At 51.7% G+C, this 15,827-nt stretch carries 16 protein-coding genes and 1 pseudogene; 12 read left to right on the top strand and 5 right to left on the bottom strand.

Annotated elements, in window-relative coordinates:
- Window positions 1–11 precede the first annotated feature (11 nt).
- Entirely contained in the window at window positions 12–716 is a 705-nt protein-coding gene (locus M891_RS0103435; RefSeq protein ID WP_232228282.1) for a hypothetical protein, read from the bottom strand.
- A gap of 397 nt (window positions 717–1,113) precedes the next feature.
- Between M891_RS0103435 and M891_RS0103430 the strand changes: the two genes are divergently transcribed.
- From M891_RS0103430 to M891_RS0103400, 7 genes and pseudogenes are all read left to right on the top strand, one after another.
- Window positions 1,114–1,620 carry a GNAT family N-acetyltransferase gene (locus M891_RS0103430; protein WP_028537830.1) on the top strand — a complete coding sequence of 169 codons (507 nt, stop codon included), beginning with the start codon at window positions 1,114–1,116 and terminating at the stop codon, window positions 1,618–1,620.
- 20 nt (window positions 1,621–1,640) lie between these two features.
- A complete protein-coding gene (locus M891_RS0103425) occupies window positions 1,641–1,868 on the top strand; it encodes a hypothetical protein (protein ID WP_028537829.1) in 228 nt (75 codons plus the stop codon).
- 27 nt (window positions 1,869–1,895) lie between these two features.
- Window positions 1,896–2,000: pseudogene (locus M891_RS26120) on the top strand (DUF2837 domain-containing protein); the annotation flags it as partial.
- A 17-nt stretch (window positions 2,001–2,017) separates the two neighbouring features.
- On the top strand, window positions 2,018–2,113 hold the full coding sequence (locus tag M891_RS26115; RefSeq protein WP_127575530.1) for a DUF2837 family protein: 96 nt from the start codon (window positions 2,018–2,020) through the stop codon (window positions 2,111–2,113).
- 27 nt (window positions 2,114–2,140) lie between these two features.
- Window positions 2,141–2,767 (top strand): NUDIX hydrolase, encoded by a 627-nt coding sequence (locus M891_RS0103410; protein ID WP_028537828.1) that lies wholly within the window; start codon window positions 2,141–2,143, stop codon window positions 2,765–2,767.
- A gap of 170 nt (window positions 2,768–2,937) precedes the next feature.
- Entirely contained in the window at window positions 2,938–3,117 is a 180-nt protein-coding gene (locus tag M891_RS25705) for a hypothetical protein (protein WP_127575531.1), read from the top strand.
- 124 nt (window positions 3,118–3,241) lie between these two features.
- Window positions 3,242–6,040: a glycoside hydrolase family 3 protein gene (locus M891_RS0103400; RefSeq protein WP_028537826.1), complete on the top strand. Its 2,799-nt coding sequence runs from the start codon at window positions 3,242–3,244 to the stop codon at window positions 6,038–6,040.
- A gap of 66 nt (window positions 6,041–6,106) precedes the next feature.
- On the opposite strand, the gene M891_RS0103395 is transcribed toward M891_RS0103400, so the two are convergent.
- Both M891_RS0103395 and M891_RS0103390 read right to left on the bottom strand, forming a co-directional pair.
- Entirely contained in the window at window positions 6,107–7,090 is a 984-nt protein-coding gene (locus M891_RS0103395; RefSeq protein WP_028537825.1) for an iron-hydroxamate ABC transporter substrate-binding protein, read from the bottom strand.
- A 93-nt stretch (window positions 7,091–7,183) separates the two neighbouring features.
- The gene (locus M891_RS0103390) at window positions 7,184–8,029 is read right to left on the bottom strand and encodes a helix-turn-helix transcriptional regulator (protein ID WP_028537824.1); all 846 of its coding nucleotides are present in this window, start codon (window positions 8,027–8,029) and stop codon (window positions 7,184–7,186) included.
- A 145-nt stretch (window positions 8,030–8,174) separates the two neighbouring features.
- Here M891_RS0103390 and fabF point away from each other — a divergent pair, with 145 nt between their 5' ends.
- The 3 genes from fabF to M891_RS23240 all read left to right on the top strand — a co-directional run bounded on the left by fabF (window position 8,175) and on the right by M891_RS23240 (window position 12,116).
- On the top strand, window positions 8,175–9,413 hold the full coding sequence (gene fabF / locus M891_RS0103385; RefSeq protein ID WP_028537823.1) for a beta-ketoacyl-ACP synthase II: 1,239 nt from the start codon (window positions 8,175–8,177) through the stop codon (window positions 9,411–9,413).
- 185 nt (window positions 9,414–9,598) lie between these two features.
- A complete protein-coding gene (locus M891_RS0103380; protein WP_036699288.1) occupies window positions 9,599–10,714 on the top strand; it encodes a DUF4349 domain-containing protein in 1,116 nt (371 codons plus the stop codon).
- Window positions 10,715–10,895: 181 nt separating this feature from the next.
- Window positions 10,896–12,116, top strand: coding sequence for a VanZ family protein (locus M891_RS23240; protein WP_051416819.1), 1,221 nt, complete (start codon window positions 10,896–10,898; stop codon window positions 12,114–12,116).
- Window positions 12,117–12,131: 15 nt separating this feature from the next.
- On the opposite strand, the gene M891_RS0103370 is transcribed toward M891_RS23240, so the two are convergent.
- Both M891_RS0103370 and M891_RS0103365 read right to left on the bottom strand, forming a co-directional pair.
- Entirely contained in the window at window positions 12,132–13,499 is a 1,368-nt protein-coding gene (locus M891_RS0103370) for a sensor histidine kinase (protein WP_028537821.1), read from the bottom strand.
- Window positions 13,496–14,182: a response regulator transcription factor gene (locus tag M891_RS0103365; RefSeq protein ID WP_028537820.1), complete on the bottom strand. Its 687-nt coding sequence runs from the start codon at window positions 14,180–14,182 to the stop codon at window positions 13,496–13,498. The genes M891_RS0103370 and M891_RS0103365 overlap by 4 nt, the downstream gene beginning before the upstream one ends.
- A gap of 162 nt (window positions 14,183–14,344) precedes the next feature.
- On the opposite strand from M891_RS0103365, the gene M891_RS24540 reads away from it, so the two are divergent.
- Together M891_RS24540 and M891_RS23235 are read left to right on the top strand one after the other, a co-directional pair.
- Window positions 14,345–14,746, top strand: coding sequence for a hypothetical protein (locus M891_RS24540; RefSeq protein WP_051416818.1), 402 nt, complete (start codon window positions 14,345–14,347; stop codon window positions 14,744–14,746).
- Window positions 14,674–15,825: a multicopper oxidase family protein gene (locus tag M891_RS23235; protein ID WP_232228281.1), complete on the top strand. Its 1,152-nt coding sequence runs from the start codon at window positions 14,674–14,676 to the stop codon at window positions 15,823–15,825. The genes M891_RS24540 and M891_RS23235 overlap by 73 nt, the downstream gene beginning before the upstream one ends.
- The last annotated feature ends 2 nt before the right edge of the window (window positions 15,826–15,827 follow it).

Below are 15,827 nucleotides of genomic sequence, written 5' to 3'. Positions count from 1 at the left end.
GGCTTTTTAGCTTAGTGGATCGCTTCTTGGACTGACGATCCCGATTGCTTCAACTCATGTAGCCGCTTCAGCAAATCCCTCATCCGGATGGGGATTTCCCGCTTCAGCTCTTCCCAGGTAACGAGCATGTCGAGGGACCACTCAAAAGGATGGTAGGTGCCGGCAATATTAAACTGGAAGCCGCGAAGATGCTCGGTTGCGAGTGCGTCCGCCTCGGGCAGCGTCTTATACATGCCGTGCAGCATGTCGGGCTCCAGAACGCCGTCTTTTCCTGCATGTGCTCCGGTTGCCAGGTGCAGGTCGGGAAGTAGCTCGAACAGATCGCGGATTGGAGAGAAGGCGTGTTTTCCCGGCTGGCAATATAAGCTGATACGTCCATCTGGCCCTACGTTCGTTTTGCCGGGAGCGATACCTTTGAGGTATCTACCATGAAAACTGGCTTCACAATCGACAACGGCACCTTGTGGAGACAGGAAGATCCACATATGCTCCAGATCGTAAAGATGTGTAATATCGTAGTCCCAGTAGACGGCATATTCAATAACCGATCCAACACGCTCCCCGTCCACTAACAACATTCGTTTGAATGAAGGAGACGGACCGGTTTCCGTCAGCACCGTAACGCCAACCCGAATGGGACGGAACGGCTCGTGTTCATCAATGAGCATACGCGGGATATGATGAAAGGCTAATTCCCGCCAATTCACATTGTTCACCAGCAAGTTAATCGCCTCCAGTTATTTTTCAATGGGATTCGTGACCAGATAAGCGTAGCACGTGTTCTTCAATTCTGTATTAAGTTGGGAATACCAGCTTTTTGATCATGTTCCTTTGTTCTTATGTATATGGTTTGTGAAACTGACAACATTCGTCGATATCCTGAAGATGAAATTTAGCTTGGAAACGCATCAGACAAGGCGTTGCCGACTACATTGGTATTAAAGAAAGCGATTTCATGAATAGGGGTAGCTTTCTCGGTTGAGGTCAGTGTATCATAGTTTTTGTAAGAAGTAATTTGTATAGTGAAACGTTATTGATATACGACCCGGCTGGAGATAGGTCCATATCCGAAGCTGGGTCCCGTTATTTACGAAACAGAAAGGATTGAAGCTGATGGATTCACTGCTGATCCGTCCGGCAACACTGAACGACATCGACGGCATTCGAGAGGTAGCTGTGGAAACCTGGAACAGCACTTATGAAATGATTTATCCGGAGCATTTTATCGCCACGTATTTGACCCACGCCTATGCCAAGAGCAGCTTGGAGCAAAGCATCACACTGGACGAAGCCCAAGCCGCGCGGAAGTTCCTGGTCGCGGAATGGGAAGGAGAGATCGTTGGGTTTGGCCAACTGTCGGAAGCGGATGATGAAGGGGTTAGTGAGCTGACTCGACTTTATATCTTAAAAGAGCATCAGCGCAAGGGCATTGGCAAGAAGTTGCTGAATGAATTAATTCGTCTGAACCCATTAATCACTGAAATTTACGCCTGGTGTGAACGTGAGAACGACATCGGCACGCTCTTTTATAAATCCAATGGATTTGTATATACCGAAGAAAAAGAAGAAGTTCTGTTCGATTATCGCACCATGATGGCCAAATATGTGAAAATAATCTAACTCATTCATGGAGGCTTATTTTGGGGAACGTTGATAAACGCAATCGTTTGGATGAAGAGATTTTCACTTATGAAATCACGAAAAATCGAAAGGTGTTCATTTCTTGGAAAGGGCGCATGGTCACTACCCTCTCTGGGAAAGAAGCGGAGAAATTTATCACGCGGATTCAAAGCGCGGCGACACCCAAAGAAGCCCAGCTGATCATGGCAAAAGCCACGGGACATTTTAAACATGGCAACGAAAAATAGCGGAAGTTTATTGGAGAGGGAAGTAAAGTGACCACCTATCTGGTAATCGTATGCATCTTAACGTTGATTATTCATGCGGCGGAGACGCTGTCGTATTCCATACGCTATGCCGGTGTGAAGCTGAATAAAATGCTGGGGAGGATCTATATATGTTGATGGGCGCGAGGTTTCTCGGAACATTAGCGGCGCAACTGATCATCTTCCCTGCTGCATATATGATTTCTATGGTGGTACAGTGGATTTAGACTTCTATCCGAAAGGTTGCGATTCAGATGTCGGACTCGATTCCGCAGCTGCAATGGCTGGAGTGGGCTAAGCAAATTCAGGCCATTAGTCAGGCTGGGCTGGCCTATTCCAAAGACATGTACGATCTTGAACGCTTTCAGATGTTGCGTGAGCTTAGCGTGGAAATTGTCAGCCGTTATACCGAAGTGGAGACGGAGAAGATTAAAGCGCTGTTCGCCAATGAAACCGGCTATGCTACCCCTAAGGTGGATGTGCGCGGCGTAGTGTTTCAGGATGACCGAATTTTGCTCGTACGAGAACGAGTTGATGGGGCGTGGTCATTGCCGGGAGGTTGGGCCGACATCGGTCTATCGCCTAAAGAGGTTGCGGTTAAAGAAGTGAAGGAGGAAGCCGGTCTTACCGTCTTTCCGGTGCGGTTAATGGCGGTGTTGGACAAGAAATTCCACGATCATCCCCCGGAGGCGTACCATATCTACAAAATCTTTATTTTGTGCGAGATCGGCGGAGGTCACGCAGAAGCTGGAATGGAAACTTTGGAGGTCGGATTTTTCGGTCGTGACGAGCTTCCGCCTTTATCGCTTGAACGAAATACGCCCAAACAGATTCAACGCCTGTTTGAGATGCGGCACAGCACCGAAGTATGGTTCGACTAACGTGAGGCGATTCCTGAACGGAAGGCGGGACTCCCATGTCTCCTAAACGAAAAACCTTCATTTTTCTAATTGTGTCGCAGCTCATTTATGCGTTTTTTTCCGTGGCATGGTTGATTGTGCTTGGCATTTCCGCCTACCTCTTCCATGATTCAGGAGGGGTCCACCCAGGCATGCGAGCGTTATTCGCGTATCTTCAGGCGTATCCTGGTGGTCTGCTGCTCGCTTTGATCCTGGGCTGGACTTATTTCGCCAAAGGCAAGTACAAACCGGCGGTTTGGTGGAATCTGCTGCCGCTATTATGGGTGATTCCTTATCTGGGCATCTTTATTTATGCTAATTTTTTCGCTTAAATTTCAAAATCCCAATGTACGTTATTCTATTCAACCTCACGTTGGTTTTGGTATAGTAAAAACTAGGACTATTATTGATGTATCCCAAGCTGGGATCTACTAACGGATAGGAGAGAAGAGAGAGATGAGCAAATCGATGTTAGGCGTTCCTTTGGAAGGTTTCGCCGAGTACAGCAGAATTGCGGCAGCGGAAGGCGGCGTCCTGCTGAAAAATGAAAACGCTATGCTTCCGATTCGAGCGCATGAAATTGTATCCGTTTTCGGCAGATGCCAAATTGATTACTATCGCAGCGGGACAGGCTCTGGCGGTGCGGTGAACGTCCCTTATGTCGTCAACATTTTGGACGGACTACGGGCGAATCCTCGCATCCAAGTGAATGAACAACTGGCGAAGCAATATGAGCAGTGGATTGCCGAGAATCCGTTTGATAACGGCGGAGGCGGTTGGGCTGCGGAGCCTTGGTGTCAGAAGGAAATGCCTTTAACCGACGAAATCGTAGCGCAAGCGAAGCAAGCATCATCCAAGGCAATCGTTATCATCGGCCGGACGGCCGGTGAGGATAAGGATAACGCCGATACCGAGGGAAGTTACCGGTTGACGGAACAAGAGCGCCTGAATCTGGAAACGGTTACCCGGCATTTCGATCAAGTGGCTGTGTTGATGAACGTAGCCAATGTCATCGATATGAGCTGGATCAACGATCCCGTCCATCAAGGTCGGATTCGGGCAGTGATGTTCGTATGGCAGGGCGGGATGATTGGCGGTCACGCCGTAGCTGACCTGCTCTCGGGGGATGTCACGCCGAGCGGTAAGCTGCCGGATACCATTGCCCATCACATTGAAGATTATCCATCCACAGCCAACTTTGGCAGCGAAGAGCGGAATCTCTATGAAGAAGATATTTATGTAGGTTATCGCTACTTCGAAACATTTTGTCCGGACAAGGTGCTGTTCCCGTTTGGATATGGGCTCTCCTATACCTCCTTTGCCTGGAAAGTACAAGGGGTGAAGCTCGAAGGAGCAGGTACAGATGCCCAACTGGAGGTCCAAGTGGAGGTAACGAATACCGGCTCGGAGTTTAGCGGGAAAGAAGTTATTCAGCTATACTATGAAGCCCCGCAGGGCGTATTGGGCAAACCGGCCCGGGCGCTTGGGGCGTTCGCGAAAACGAAGCTGCTTCAGCCCGGGGAGTCCGATGTGCTGACCTTGCAACTGCCGGTACGGCGGATGGCGTCCTATGATGATGGCGGCTATACCGGGCATAAATCCTGTTATGTGTTGGAAGCTGGCGACTATGAGTTTCATGTAGGTAACAGCATCCGAAATACGGAGCGGGTAACAGTGGACGGGAAAGCAGCCTACCAGTTGGCAGAACTGATGGTTGTGGAGCAACTGGAGGAAGCTGCAGCGCCTACGCAACGTTTCTCGCGGTTGAAACCAGGTAGCCGGAAGCCGGATGGGACGTATGAGATCGTCCGGGAGGAAGTGCCTCAACGTACTATTTCGCTGAAGGAACGCATCGAAAGAAGACTGCCGGAAGCCTATCCGCAAACGGGGAACCGCGGAATTAAATTAAAGGACGTGCAAGCCGGTAAAGCAAGCCTGGAGGAGTTCGTTGCCCAACTGAGCGATGAGGACCTGGCTACGATCGTACGCGGCGAGGGCATGAGCAGTCCGAAGGTGACACCTGGAACAGCTTCCGCTTTTGGCGGAGTGGGAGAGAACCTGTTGGAGTACGGAATCCCGGTGGCCTGTACCGCCGATGGCCCTTCCGGCATCCGTATGGACAGCGGCTTGAAAGCAACTCAGCTGCCAATCGGAACGTTATTGGCATCCAGCTGGGATGTTGACCTCGTAGAATCGTTGTATGTGCTGGAGGGCAAAGAGCTCCTGCAAAATGAAATCGACACCCTGCTTGGTCCGGGGATTAACATCCATCGCCATCCGTTAAATGGACGGAACTTCGAGTATTTTTCCGAGGACCCTTATTTGACAGGTTGCTTTGCGTCAGCGGTGACACGGGGCATTAAGAAGGGCGGTTCGTCCGCAACGGTGAAGCATTTTGCCGGCAATAACCAAGAGAAGGCGCGTTCGAAAGTGGATGCGGTCGTCTCTGAACGCGCGTTACGCGAGATTTATTTGAAGGGCTTCGAAATGGCGGTCAAAGAAGGGGAAGCCACATCGATCATGACTTCCTATAACCCGGTGAACGGGCATTGGGCGGCCTCCAACTATGATCTGAATACGACGATTCTCCGCAATGAATGGGGATATCAGGGCATTGTCATGACGGACTGGTGGGCGGTCATGAACGACTGCGTAGAAGGCGGACCGGCTGATTTGAAGAACACGTCCTTTATGGTACGCGCGCAGAACGATCTGTATATGGTCGTGAACAACGATGGGGCGGAAATCAACTCGCTGGGGGATAATACGCTGGAAGCGTTAGCCAACGGAACCTTGACGGTGGGAGAATTGCAACGGTGCGCCATGAATATTTGCCGATTCTTACTGAACGCTCCAGCATTAGCGCGGGAACCGAAACCGGTTCACGAAGTCCGCCTAATCCAGGCCGCTCAAGGCGATCTTCCGATTGCCAGCGCAGGAGTGAACGTATATACGCTGTCTCGTTCACAAAGCGCCAAGGTTTTGGCGAATGCTGAAACTGCGGTGGTGAAGGTTCAAGAGGCTGGGGTGTACACGGTCACTGCGCATATCCGATACGAAGCGATGAACTTGTCGCAGTCGGCTTGCAATCTGCTGCTGAACGGTGAGCTCTTGACTACCGTACAGACGAACGGTACGCTCGGCAGATGGGTGACGCAGAAGCAGCTTCGGATTGAGCTGACGGAGGGCGATTACGAGCTGAAGTTTGATTATATCAAGCCAGGGCTGGAGATTGAGTGGATCGAGTTTATTTAACCAAATAACAAAGGGATGTGCCCCATAGCGGGGTACATCCCTTTTTCATTTTGATCAACTTCAGCGTTAAGGCAATGAGAGGAATCCTTCTTTGAAGATTCCCAGCAAATACTCCAGCGTGATCGGATCGCTGTAGGTTGAAGCGGCGGTATCGATCTCAATCACATGGCCGTTTTTGACGGCCGGGATATTCTTCCACGTATTCGATTGCAAGAACTCGTTTTGAGCCTCTTTGTTCTGACTTAATACGATGTAATCTCCGGCGTACTCAGGAATGATTTCGTTGGATAAGGTGTAGTAGCCCGGGCCCAACGCATCTTGTTTGGCTTTCTCCGGCATGTTCAGCTCCATCATCTGATACAACAGTTCCGTTCCGCGAGCCCAGTTGTCCCCAAATACATAGAAGTTCTTCGTATCATATTCAAGTACAGACACGGTGGCGTCTTTGCCGATCTTGGCCTTAATCTCTTCACCTGCAGCTTTGGCCCGCTTCGTGAAATCCTCAACCCAAGCTTTGGCTTCAGCTTCCTTGTTAAGCACTTTTCCGATTTCGACTTGCTGGGCTAAATAGTCCAGTTTGCCCCAGGTATAAACGATCGTTGGCGCGATATCGCTAAGTTTATCGAGATTTTTCATATGCGATCCGGCGATGATCAAATCCGGTTCCAAAGCGAAGATTTGCTCTGGATTGTCTTCGGACACGATGGCGACGTCCTTTAATTTCTCGGTAAACAGAGGGTTATTCATCGTCCAGGTGTCAACGCCCACCAATGTTCCACCCAGAGCCACAACGTTGGGAGCGTAGGATAGAGCCACGATGCGCTTCGGCTGGGCAGGAATTTCGATCGGACCGTTCTCCGATTGATATGTAACCGTGCCGGAAGCCGTCTCCGTTCCTGCGGAGTCGTTTCCGCCCGTCTGATTTGCCGTCCCTTCCGATGAGGTATTGGCCGCTGCATTAGCCGCTGAATTTTGCTGTGTTGTTTCATTACCGCAAGCACCTGCCAAAACCGTGAAGGCTAAAATGAGGGGAATAAACAGCTTCTTCATATAGTGATTCTCCTTGTTCAGATATTTATGATAATGATTCTCACTATCATCACTATGAATCACAATACGAATTTCTTCCTGGTTTGTCAATACTCAATTGCCAAAGGTATCTTCCAGCAATTTTTTTAGCTTCGATTCGGTTGCGGTTCCTTCGATTGGGGTATACACACTGCAGCGTAAATCGGCATCTCCTTGAACCTGAAGTGAGGTTAAATTGTATAGCATTTTACCGGCTTTGGCATGGCGGAATTCGATCATGACCTCTGGAGCCGCGCTGACTTCACTTTGATTCCAAAGCTCTTGGAAGTCCGGGAATTGTTGTGACATCCGATCGATAAATTGCGAATACCAAGGGTCGGCGACATATTGTCCATAATAGGCGCGAAAGATAGCCAGGAACCCCCGGACGAAATCGGGCCAGTTCACGGCGAGGCTGCGCAGCTCTTTCTTGGCAAACAGAAGATAAATTAGGTTGCGATCCTGCTCTGGAATATGTTCGAAGTCGACAAACACTTGGGCAGCAGCAGGATTCCAACCTACGATATGGCAGTGGCGGTCGGAGATGATCGTCGGGCAATATTTCAGCTCTCGCAAAATTTTATGGAGCGATGGGGTAATCACCGGCTCCTTCTCAACCCAATCGGGATGAAAGCCGCTGTCGGACGCCAAGTCGAACAAGTACTTGCGTTCATCGGCGTTGAGTCTAAGCGCTCCGGCGATTGCGTCCAGAACGGAGGGAGATACCTTAATATCCCGGCCTTGTTCCAGCCAGGTATACCATGTCGTGCTCACCCCGGCGAGCTGGGCGACCTCCTCGCGGCGCAGGCCGGGCGTTCGCCGGCGGGAGCCTGCTGGAAGGCCTACGGTATGGGGATGCAGCTTGGCGCGCTGCGTTTTTAAAAATTTGGATAAAGCCTCTAATCTCGGTTCTGTGCTCATCGGCAGAGTTCCTCCTGGAAAAACGCGCTTATGATGTTATCAATTATACTAGGATAACTAAAAACTTGTAATAGGATACTTTGCAGCTACAATAGATAACAAGTTTGTACTTCCTATGTATGAAATGTCTGAAGGAGGGTGTTTTATGGAACGAGTGGTTATTACCGGAATGGGGATTGTGTCCCCGCTGGGCAATGATGTAGATACATTTTGGCAAGGGTTAAAGGAAGGACGCTCTGGGATCTCGCCGATCGAACGTTTTGACGTGACAGATTTCAGCACCAAGATCGCTGGGCAGGTTCGAGGGTTTGACGGCGAGGGGATCTTCGGGCGGAAAGAAGCTCGCAAAATGGACCTTTTCTGTCAATACGCGTTGTTTGCCGCTGAACAAGCAATTCAGGATGCGGATCTCAATCCGGAGCTGATCGACCGCGAGCGCTTTGGTGTATATGTCGGCTCGGGCATCGGCGGGATTGAAACGTTGGCGGATAACGTGAAAGTGCTCGAGAATCGCGGACCTCATCGGGTGAGCCCAAGTCTGGTGCCAATGATGATCTCCAATATGGCGGCAGCTCAGATCAGCATCCGGTTCGGCGCGTTAGGTGAGACGTTGTCTCCCGTTACAGCTTGCTCGATCGGCAATTCGTCGATCGGCGAAGCGTTCCGGCTGATCCGAAGCGGTGAAGCCGATGTGATGATCGCCGGTGGAACCGAAGCGGCAGTGCATCCGTTGGCGCTGGCCAGCTTCGGGAATGCGACTGCGCTCTCCAAGCGGAACGACGCACCGGAGCAAGCCAGTCGGCCGTTTGACGCGGAACGCGATGGCTTCGTGATGGGCGAAGGCGCCGGCATCGTAGTGCTTGAGTCGCTGTCGCACGCACTACGCCGGGGAGCGCGCATCCATGGCGAGCTGATCGGCTACGGCGCCAGCTCCGATGCCTACCACGTGGTTGCTTCGCATCCCGAAGGTGCAGGGGCCTACCTTGCGATGAAGCGGGCGCTTGCTTCGGCGGGGATCACGCCGGAACAGGTTGATGTGATCAGCGCCCATGCCACAAGCACCCCCGTCGGTGATCTTGGAGAGACGAAGGGGATTAAAAAGGCGTTTGGCGAATACGCTTATCGTATTCCGATTACGGCGAATAAATCGATGACAGGTCATATGTTTGGTGCCGCTGGCGGTGCAGAAGCGATTGCCCTGGTCCAAACGTTGAAGGAAGGCCTCATCCCGCCAACGATCAATCTGCAGAACCCTGATCCGCAATGCGATCTCGATTACGTGCCAAATGAAGCGCGCCGAGCTGAGCTGAAGATCGGGTTATCCAACTCCTTTGGATTCGGCGGACATAACGCTGTCATCGTCGTTCGCAAATATGAAGAATAGGTTTACCCCAATCAACCGTTCCGCCTTTGCGGGACGGTTTTTTATTTCACAGGACAGGCAACTTTTGGTAGCCCTTTCACGTTAGGATAGGTAAGAGACGCCGCAGGGTGACATACAGATGAATCCGACAAAGCCGGTATCGTGCGGAAGTCTTGAAACCTTAATCCACACAGGGGGTCATAACGATGGGGAAAAGGGGAATAAAGCTAACGGTTTGGGGCGTTATTACGATGCTTCTGCTTTTGCTGCTTAGCGGCTGCGGAAGTGCGAGCAATAACGCTGCTTCAGATTCGGCGTCTTCGAAAGAAGCGATGAATCAAAGCAACTGGGCGGAAAGCGAAATGGATGGAGCAGGCGCAGCTGAGACAGCAGCCAATACAGCCGTCGTGCCTGCCTCTGGTTCGGCTGCACCGGATTCAGCGGCTGCCGGGAGTACAGGGAGCGACAGTGCGGCGGTGAACTCCGCGCCGGGATTTCAGCAAGCCAATACTGATCATGGGCTCAACCGCAAGCTGATCTACCGGGCACATGTCGTGATGGAAGTGAAAGACTACGCCAAGGCGCAATCTGAGATCCGCAATCTGGTGACGCTGGCGGGCGGCTACATTGTTGAGTTTTCCGAGAATCAATCGCAGCATGAGCTGGGCGGCAACTTTGTGATTAAAGTTCCGGCGTCGGGCTTCTCTTCGTTCCTCGATCGGCTGGAGGCACTAAAGCCGGAGTCATTGCAGCGAAACATCCAGGGACAGGACGTCTCCGAGGAGTACGTTGATCTGGAATCTCGGTTAAAGGTTAAGCAGGCGATGGAAGCGCGGTACTTGAAATTCGTCGAGGAAGCGACCCAGACCAAGCAACTGGTTGAATACGTGAATGAGCTGGAGCGCATTCAAACGGAGATCGAGCAAATTAAAGGGAGAATGCGGTATCTCGACAGCAATGTGTCCTATTCAACGATTGATATTCGCCTCTACCAGCCGGATCCAACCAAGCTGATCGCGGCATCGGGTAATGATACACCTTTGCTGGAGCGGATGAAAAACGCCTTGACAGGCAGCATCGACATTTTGTCGATCTTCTTCCAGTGGCTTGTTGTATTCGTTGCAGGGGCTCTGCCGCCGCTTGCCATCGCTGCCCTTATCGTCATCCCAATCTGGATCAAGCGCCGGAAGAACCGGGAGGAGCGCGAACGCCGCCGAGCGGAACTGAAGGCTTCCCAAGCGCCCGCGCCACAAAGGGAAGAGAATCCAACCTCCAGTACAGAGGAGCAGCAAGAGAATGTGGATCATCCGGAAGAGCGGTAAAATGATCATATGAATAAAAAAGTAGGCCCAAGGAAATCCAATTTCCTTAGGGCTTACTTTTTTTGCGGATCACGTACGTGGAACAAATTTACTTCATCTTAAACTAAACTTAAACGAAATGAATTTTGTTCTATGTTAAGATAACGGAACAAAACCCCGGAATTGAAAGGTTTGAAGCGTGATGTTTAAAAGCTATTTATATCCTGTTACGTTTGCTTTTGGCGTATTTCCAATTGCGGCACTGCTGTTCACTTTGCCGTTCCTCGTAGTGCAATATCGGCGGCATGGTTATGTCAACAAGGTACGGGCATTGGTACTCTATTTGTTCCTGCTCTATTTGATGAATGCGATCTTCCTTGTAATGCTGCCGCTTCCGACCAGTCGGCACAATCTACCGCTCAGCGGCGGGGCGTTGCAATTAATTCCTTTTCATTTTATCCATGACATTATGAAGGAGACCTCGATAGTTCCCGGAGAGCCGTCGACCTATTGGCGGTTGCTTCAGGAGCGGGCAGTTTGGCAGGTTCTCCTGAACGTGGCTTTGACGGTGCCGTTTGGGATGATGCTTCGGTATTATTTTCGTTCCGGTCCAATTGCGAGCCTGATCCTGTCATTCCTGCTGTCTTTGTTCATTGAAGTGACGCAGTTGACTGGTATCTACGGGATCTACGATCACCCTTACCGCGTCTTCGATGTCGACGATCTGATGACCAACACGCTTGGGGGCATGCTTGGATTTCTGTTAGCCGAATGGCTGTCCCGGTATCTGCCGCGAATTGAGCATCTGGACCGCGGAGTGGACCTGACAACGAAGCGCGTATCCTATACCCGGCGCGGGTTGGCCTTAATGTTTGACTATATTGTATTGGGCATGTTGATGACAGTCATTCATGAGATCGGCATCAAGCAAGCGTACTTCGTGTCCACGGGGATTTATTTCATGCTCATCCCATACCTGACCGGCGGACGCACCCCCGGCAAATGGTTGGTCCGAATTCAACTCATTGGTCTTCCAGCAGATCAAGGAGAGCGGAAACCAAGCGGTCGAGTAGCCGCCGCCGTATACAACTTCTTGTCCGCCAGCCGCGAGCGGCAACCCGCAGGACTGCTGCCCTTAGTGGTCCGTTATGGGCTGCTTTATTGGGGCGTGTTTGGCCTGAACCGACTGCTGGTTTTTCCAGACAACTACGCTCCAAGCTTATTCCGGATTCTGTTAGCCATAATCATTCTAGTGGCGAATGTCGCCTTCGCCATTCATGTTGCCAAGCATTTCTTCCGGAGAGAGCCGCTGCTGTTCTACGAACAAATCAGCCGAACCGGGCACGCCATCATACTCAAAGAGAAAGCTCGCGAAGCAACTGTCTCTAATCGCCGCAAAAAATCAAGCATTAAGGAAAAATAACAGCGCCGAATTGTTCTACTGCGCAATTGGCAATGTGACGATAAAAGCCGTCCCTTCCCCGGGGCGGCTTTCCGCTTCCAGGGTGCCTTGGTGGTTGGTGACGAACTCCTTGGCAATGGCTAACCCCAGCCCCATCCCTCCGGCATGACGGGACCGCGCCTCATCCGTGCGGTAGAAGCGGTTAAACAAATAAGGCAGATGCTCAGGCGCAATGCCTGGGCCGTTGTCCTGAACCCGGATTTGGAGCATCCGGACTGGAGCGTGTGAATCTTTCGGAGTGTTTTCCACTTCCCGCAGCGATAGTTGGACTTGTCCGCCTTCCGGGGTATACCGGATCGCATTATGCACCAGGTTCAGGAATACCTGCATCATCCGCTCTCTGTCAGCGTAGGCCGCCGCACAAGGCACTAACTCCTCGATGGAAACAGAGATGTTCTTGGCTTCGGCTTCCCAGCTGACTCGCTCCACAACGTCCCGCAGCAGGTTGCCCATATCCGTTGGTCGAAGATCCAATGGCAGCTTGCCAGCTTCTGCTAGCGACAGCTGATGCAGATCGCCGACGAGCCGGGTGAGACGGATCAACTCGTCCTGAATCGGCAGCAAGTTCTCCGGGCGAATCTCACCGCCGCCTTGCTGCAGGAGATCGAGCTTGCCGCGCACGATTGTGAGCGGTGTACGCAGCTCATGGGCGACGTCGGCAACGAGATTGCGGCGCACCTCCTCTGCCCTTGCCAGCTGCACGGACATGTCGTTGATCGCTTGGGCCACCTTGCCATATTCGTCCTTGGAGCTGACCGGGGCTTGAATCCCAAATTCTCCGCGGCCCAGCCGGTCGATAATGGGCACCAGCCGCCGCAGGGGAGAAGTGAGCCAGCGGGAGACGAAATAAGCCATGCCCAGTGAAAGCAGGATAAATATCAACGCCCCGGCTCCAACCAAAAACAGGACCGAGATCGGTGTCCCGATTCGGAGCTTGGACAAATTGGCTACATCCAAGTCATAGTAATAAACCCAACCAATGACTTGGTCATGGCGGGTGAGTTTACGATGAATGCCTAAACGCGTTAAGAGTCGCTCGTCGATAGGGCTGCTGATCGCCAGCATTTGACCGTCGACATCCATCAGGCCGATGCTTGGCTCTAACCTGCCCTCAGGGGCGAGGCGTGCCAAATCCCCAGGAGTTAGTGCCGCCCAAGAGCTTCCATGGTGCTCATAATAGGCTTCGAGTTCCTCCTCCAGTTGATTCAGCTCCCCTGTCCTCGAGGTTTGCAGCATCACTTCTAACGAGTCCCGAATCGTGAAATAGGTGAAGAACATAAACATCAGGCTAACCCCAAAAATAAATGCGACAATGACGAGAAACAGCTTGCGGGAAACCGTCATGACTGCAGTGCTTCAAACCGGTAACCAAACCCGTAAACCGTCTTGATGTATACGGGATGGGCCGGATCATCCTCAATTTTATTGCGGATGCGGCTGATGTGAGCATCGGCGGTTCGCTCGTCGTTGGCGAAGTCATCTTCCAGGGCAGCCAGCAGCTGAAGTCGGCTGTAGACGATCCCCGGTTTGGCGGCGAGCGTCAGCAGCAGCTTGAATTCCGTGGGGGTCAAAGCAATTTCCTCATTCCGCTTCCATACGCGGCACTGCGCTTCCGAAATCGTTAGTTCTCCTCGCTGCAGCAACGTCTCGGCGCTCGAATTCCCCTCAATTCGACGCAGTACCGAACGGATGCGGGCCGCCAGTTCCCGCAATGAAAACGGCTTGGTCATGTAGTCGTCAGCACCTACCTCCAGCCCGATTAATTTATCAGTTTCCTCGACGCGTGCGGTCACCATTATGATTCCAACCGATCCTGACTTTCGCAGCTCCCGGCATACTTCGATTCCACTCATCTCCGGCAGCATCCAATCGAGAACGACCAGAGAGGGTTTATGGATTGCGGCTTTGTGCAAGGCTTCCTGTCCCGTTGCAGCCGTAACAGTAAGAAACCCTTCCTGTTGCAAAAAGGGCTCCATAAATTCAATCACTTGACGCTCATCATCAACGAGCAGTAAGGTGTGCGGCATAGATGATTGTCCTCCCAGACCTGTTTTGTTCTCATTATATCCGTAATCTTCATGCTTTCCATCCCCGACCCGAGATTTCACGGAACTCGTAAAGGATCGTCATAAGTTCACAACATTTGTTGGATATGATGGGATCGAGCCAAGAAGAAGGGGGAAGTGAAGTTGACTGGAATCGGCTTGATATGGAAAAAAACAACACTCTGGATCGCAGGCTTTGTTGTTTTGCTGCTCTTAGCTTCCTGCGGCTACAACGATTTACGCTTTCCAGAGGAAGTGGATATGAGTCAAATGCATCATGGGGCCGCAAATGGCAGCCATGAAAGTCAGGAACACGAAGGTCACGCAACATCTGGCCCCGGAGCATCGGCAGCAGCGGTATCCTGCACCGAGTTGAAGGAGGCCCAACCTGCCGCAGGAGAGCAGGTGAGAAGCTTTGCGTTAACAGCAGCGAAGACGAACATGACCTTGGACAATGGAAAACAGACAGAGGCCTGGACGTTAACGGAACGACGCCGGGGCAGGAGCTACGGGTTCAGGAAGGGGAACGTGTCAGAGTCACTTTGACCAACCAGGATATCGACAAAGGGGTGACAATTCATTGGCACGGGGTGATTCTGCCTTGCTCCCAAGACGGGGTTGCGGGAGTCACGCAGGACGCGGTATGGCCCGGCGAGCAATTTACTTATGAATTTATCGCGCGTTATCCTGGGACCTACTGGTATCATTCCCATCAGCAAAGCTCGGAGCAGGCAGGCAAAGGGCTGATCGGCCGACTGATCGTTGAGCCCAAACAGCAGGCGTTTAAATACGATCGTGATTATGCGGTCACCTTGCAGCTGCTGAACGAGAAGTGGAAGCTGACCAATGGACATAACGAGGGGGTGCAGCTTGATGCAGCACCAGGAGAAACGGTTCGATTGCGGCTGATTAACGCATATAGTGAAGTCCAATGGATCGGGGTAGCCGGGGCCGAGTTTCAGGTCATCTCGATGGATGGGCAAGACCTGAATGGCCCAGGGATGCTCCGGGAGCAATGGATTCCGATCGGTGGGGGCCAGCGGTATGATGTGCTGTTTACGATGCCGGCAAGCGGGCAGGTCAAGGTATACAGCAAAGAACACAAAGCTTGGAACATTCGGCTGGGGAGCGGGCCGACGCCGGAAGCACTGAGCAAAGATGCGCCGGATTTTGACTTTACGAATTATGGTACTCCGCTGGATGACGGGATTAGTTCGGAGATGAAGTTCGACCGGGTCTATGATCTGAAGCTCGGGATTCTTGATATTAACGGCAAAAAATTTCACGAGATCCCCCCGATCCTGGTGAAGGAAGGGGAGTGGATCAAAATCCGGTTTAAGCATACATTTGGCGGTCCGCACCCGATGCATTTGCACGGCCACGTCTTTAAGATTTTGACCAAGAACGGCAAACCGCTGACCGGAAGTCCCATTTATGCGGACAGCGTTCTCCTGTTCAGCGGGGAGGAATACGAAGTCGCTTTCCAAGCAGATAATCCAGGCTTGTGGATGGAACATTGTCACAATCTGGGCCATGCAGCTAACGGGATGACAATGATGGTGAATTATGAAGGCTTGACGACGCCGTATCGCGTGGGAACGAAATCCGGGAATCTTCCGGACTAATG

Source organism: Paenibacillus sp. J14 (assembly GCF_000518465.1).
GTDB classification, from domain to species: domain Bacteria; phylum Bacillota; class Bacilli; order Paenibacillales; family Paenibacillaceae; genus Fontibacillus; species Fontibacillus barengoltzii.
This window is presented reverse-complemented; position numbering and strand designations above follow the sequence as displayed.

Excerpts from the sequence above, each read along its gene's own strand:
- M891_RS0103430 (WP_028537830.1), top strand. The coding sequence starts at position 1,114 with ATGGATTCACTGCTGATCCGTCCGGCAACACTGAACGACATCGACGGC.
- M891_RS26115 (WP_127575530.1), top strand. The coding sequence starts at position 2,018 with ATGTTGATGGGCGCGAGGTTTCTCGGAACATTAGCGGCGCAACTGATC.
- M891_RS0103410 (WP_028537828.1), top strand. The coding sequence starts at position 2,141 with ATGTCGGACTCGATTCCGCAGCTGCAATGGCTGGAGTGGGCTAAGCAA.
- M891_RS25705 (WP_127575531.1), top strand. The coding sequence starts at position 2,938 with ATGCGAGCGTTATTCGCGTATCTTCAGGCGTATCCTGGTGGTCTGCTG.
- M891_RS0103400 (WP_028537826.1), top strand. The coding sequence starts at position 3,242 with ATGAGCAAATCGATGTTAGGCGTTCCTTTGGAAGGTTTCGCCGAGTAC.
- M891_RS0103395 (WP_028537825.1), bottom strand. The coding sequence starts at position 7,090 with ATGAAGAAGCTGTTTATTCCCCTCATTTTAGCCTTCACGGTTTTGGCA.
- M891_RS0103390 (WP_028537824.1), bottom strand. The coding sequence starts at position 8,029 with ATGAGCACAGAACCGAGATTAGAGGCTTTATCCAAATTTTTAAAAACG.
- fabF (WP_028537823.1), top strand. The coding sequence starts at position 8,175 with ATGGAACGAGTGGTTATTACCGGAATGGGGATTGTGTCCCCGCTGGGC.
- M891_RS0103380 (WP_036699288.1), top strand. The coding sequence starts at position 9,599 with ATGGGGAAAAGGGGAATAAAGCTAACGGTTTGGGGCGTTATTACGATG.
- M891_RS23240 (WP_051416819.1), top strand. The coding sequence starts at position 10,896 with ATGTTTAAAAGCTATTTATATCCTGTTACGTTTGCTTTTGGCGTATTT.
- M891_RS0103370 (WP_028537821.1), bottom strand. The coding sequence starts at position 13,499 with ATGACGGTTTCCCGCAAGCTGTTTCTCGTCATTGTCGCATTTATTTTT.
- M891_RS0103365 (WP_028537820.1), bottom strand. The coding sequence starts at position 14,182 with ATGCCGCACACCTTACTGCTCGTTGATGATGAGCGTCAAGTGATTGAA.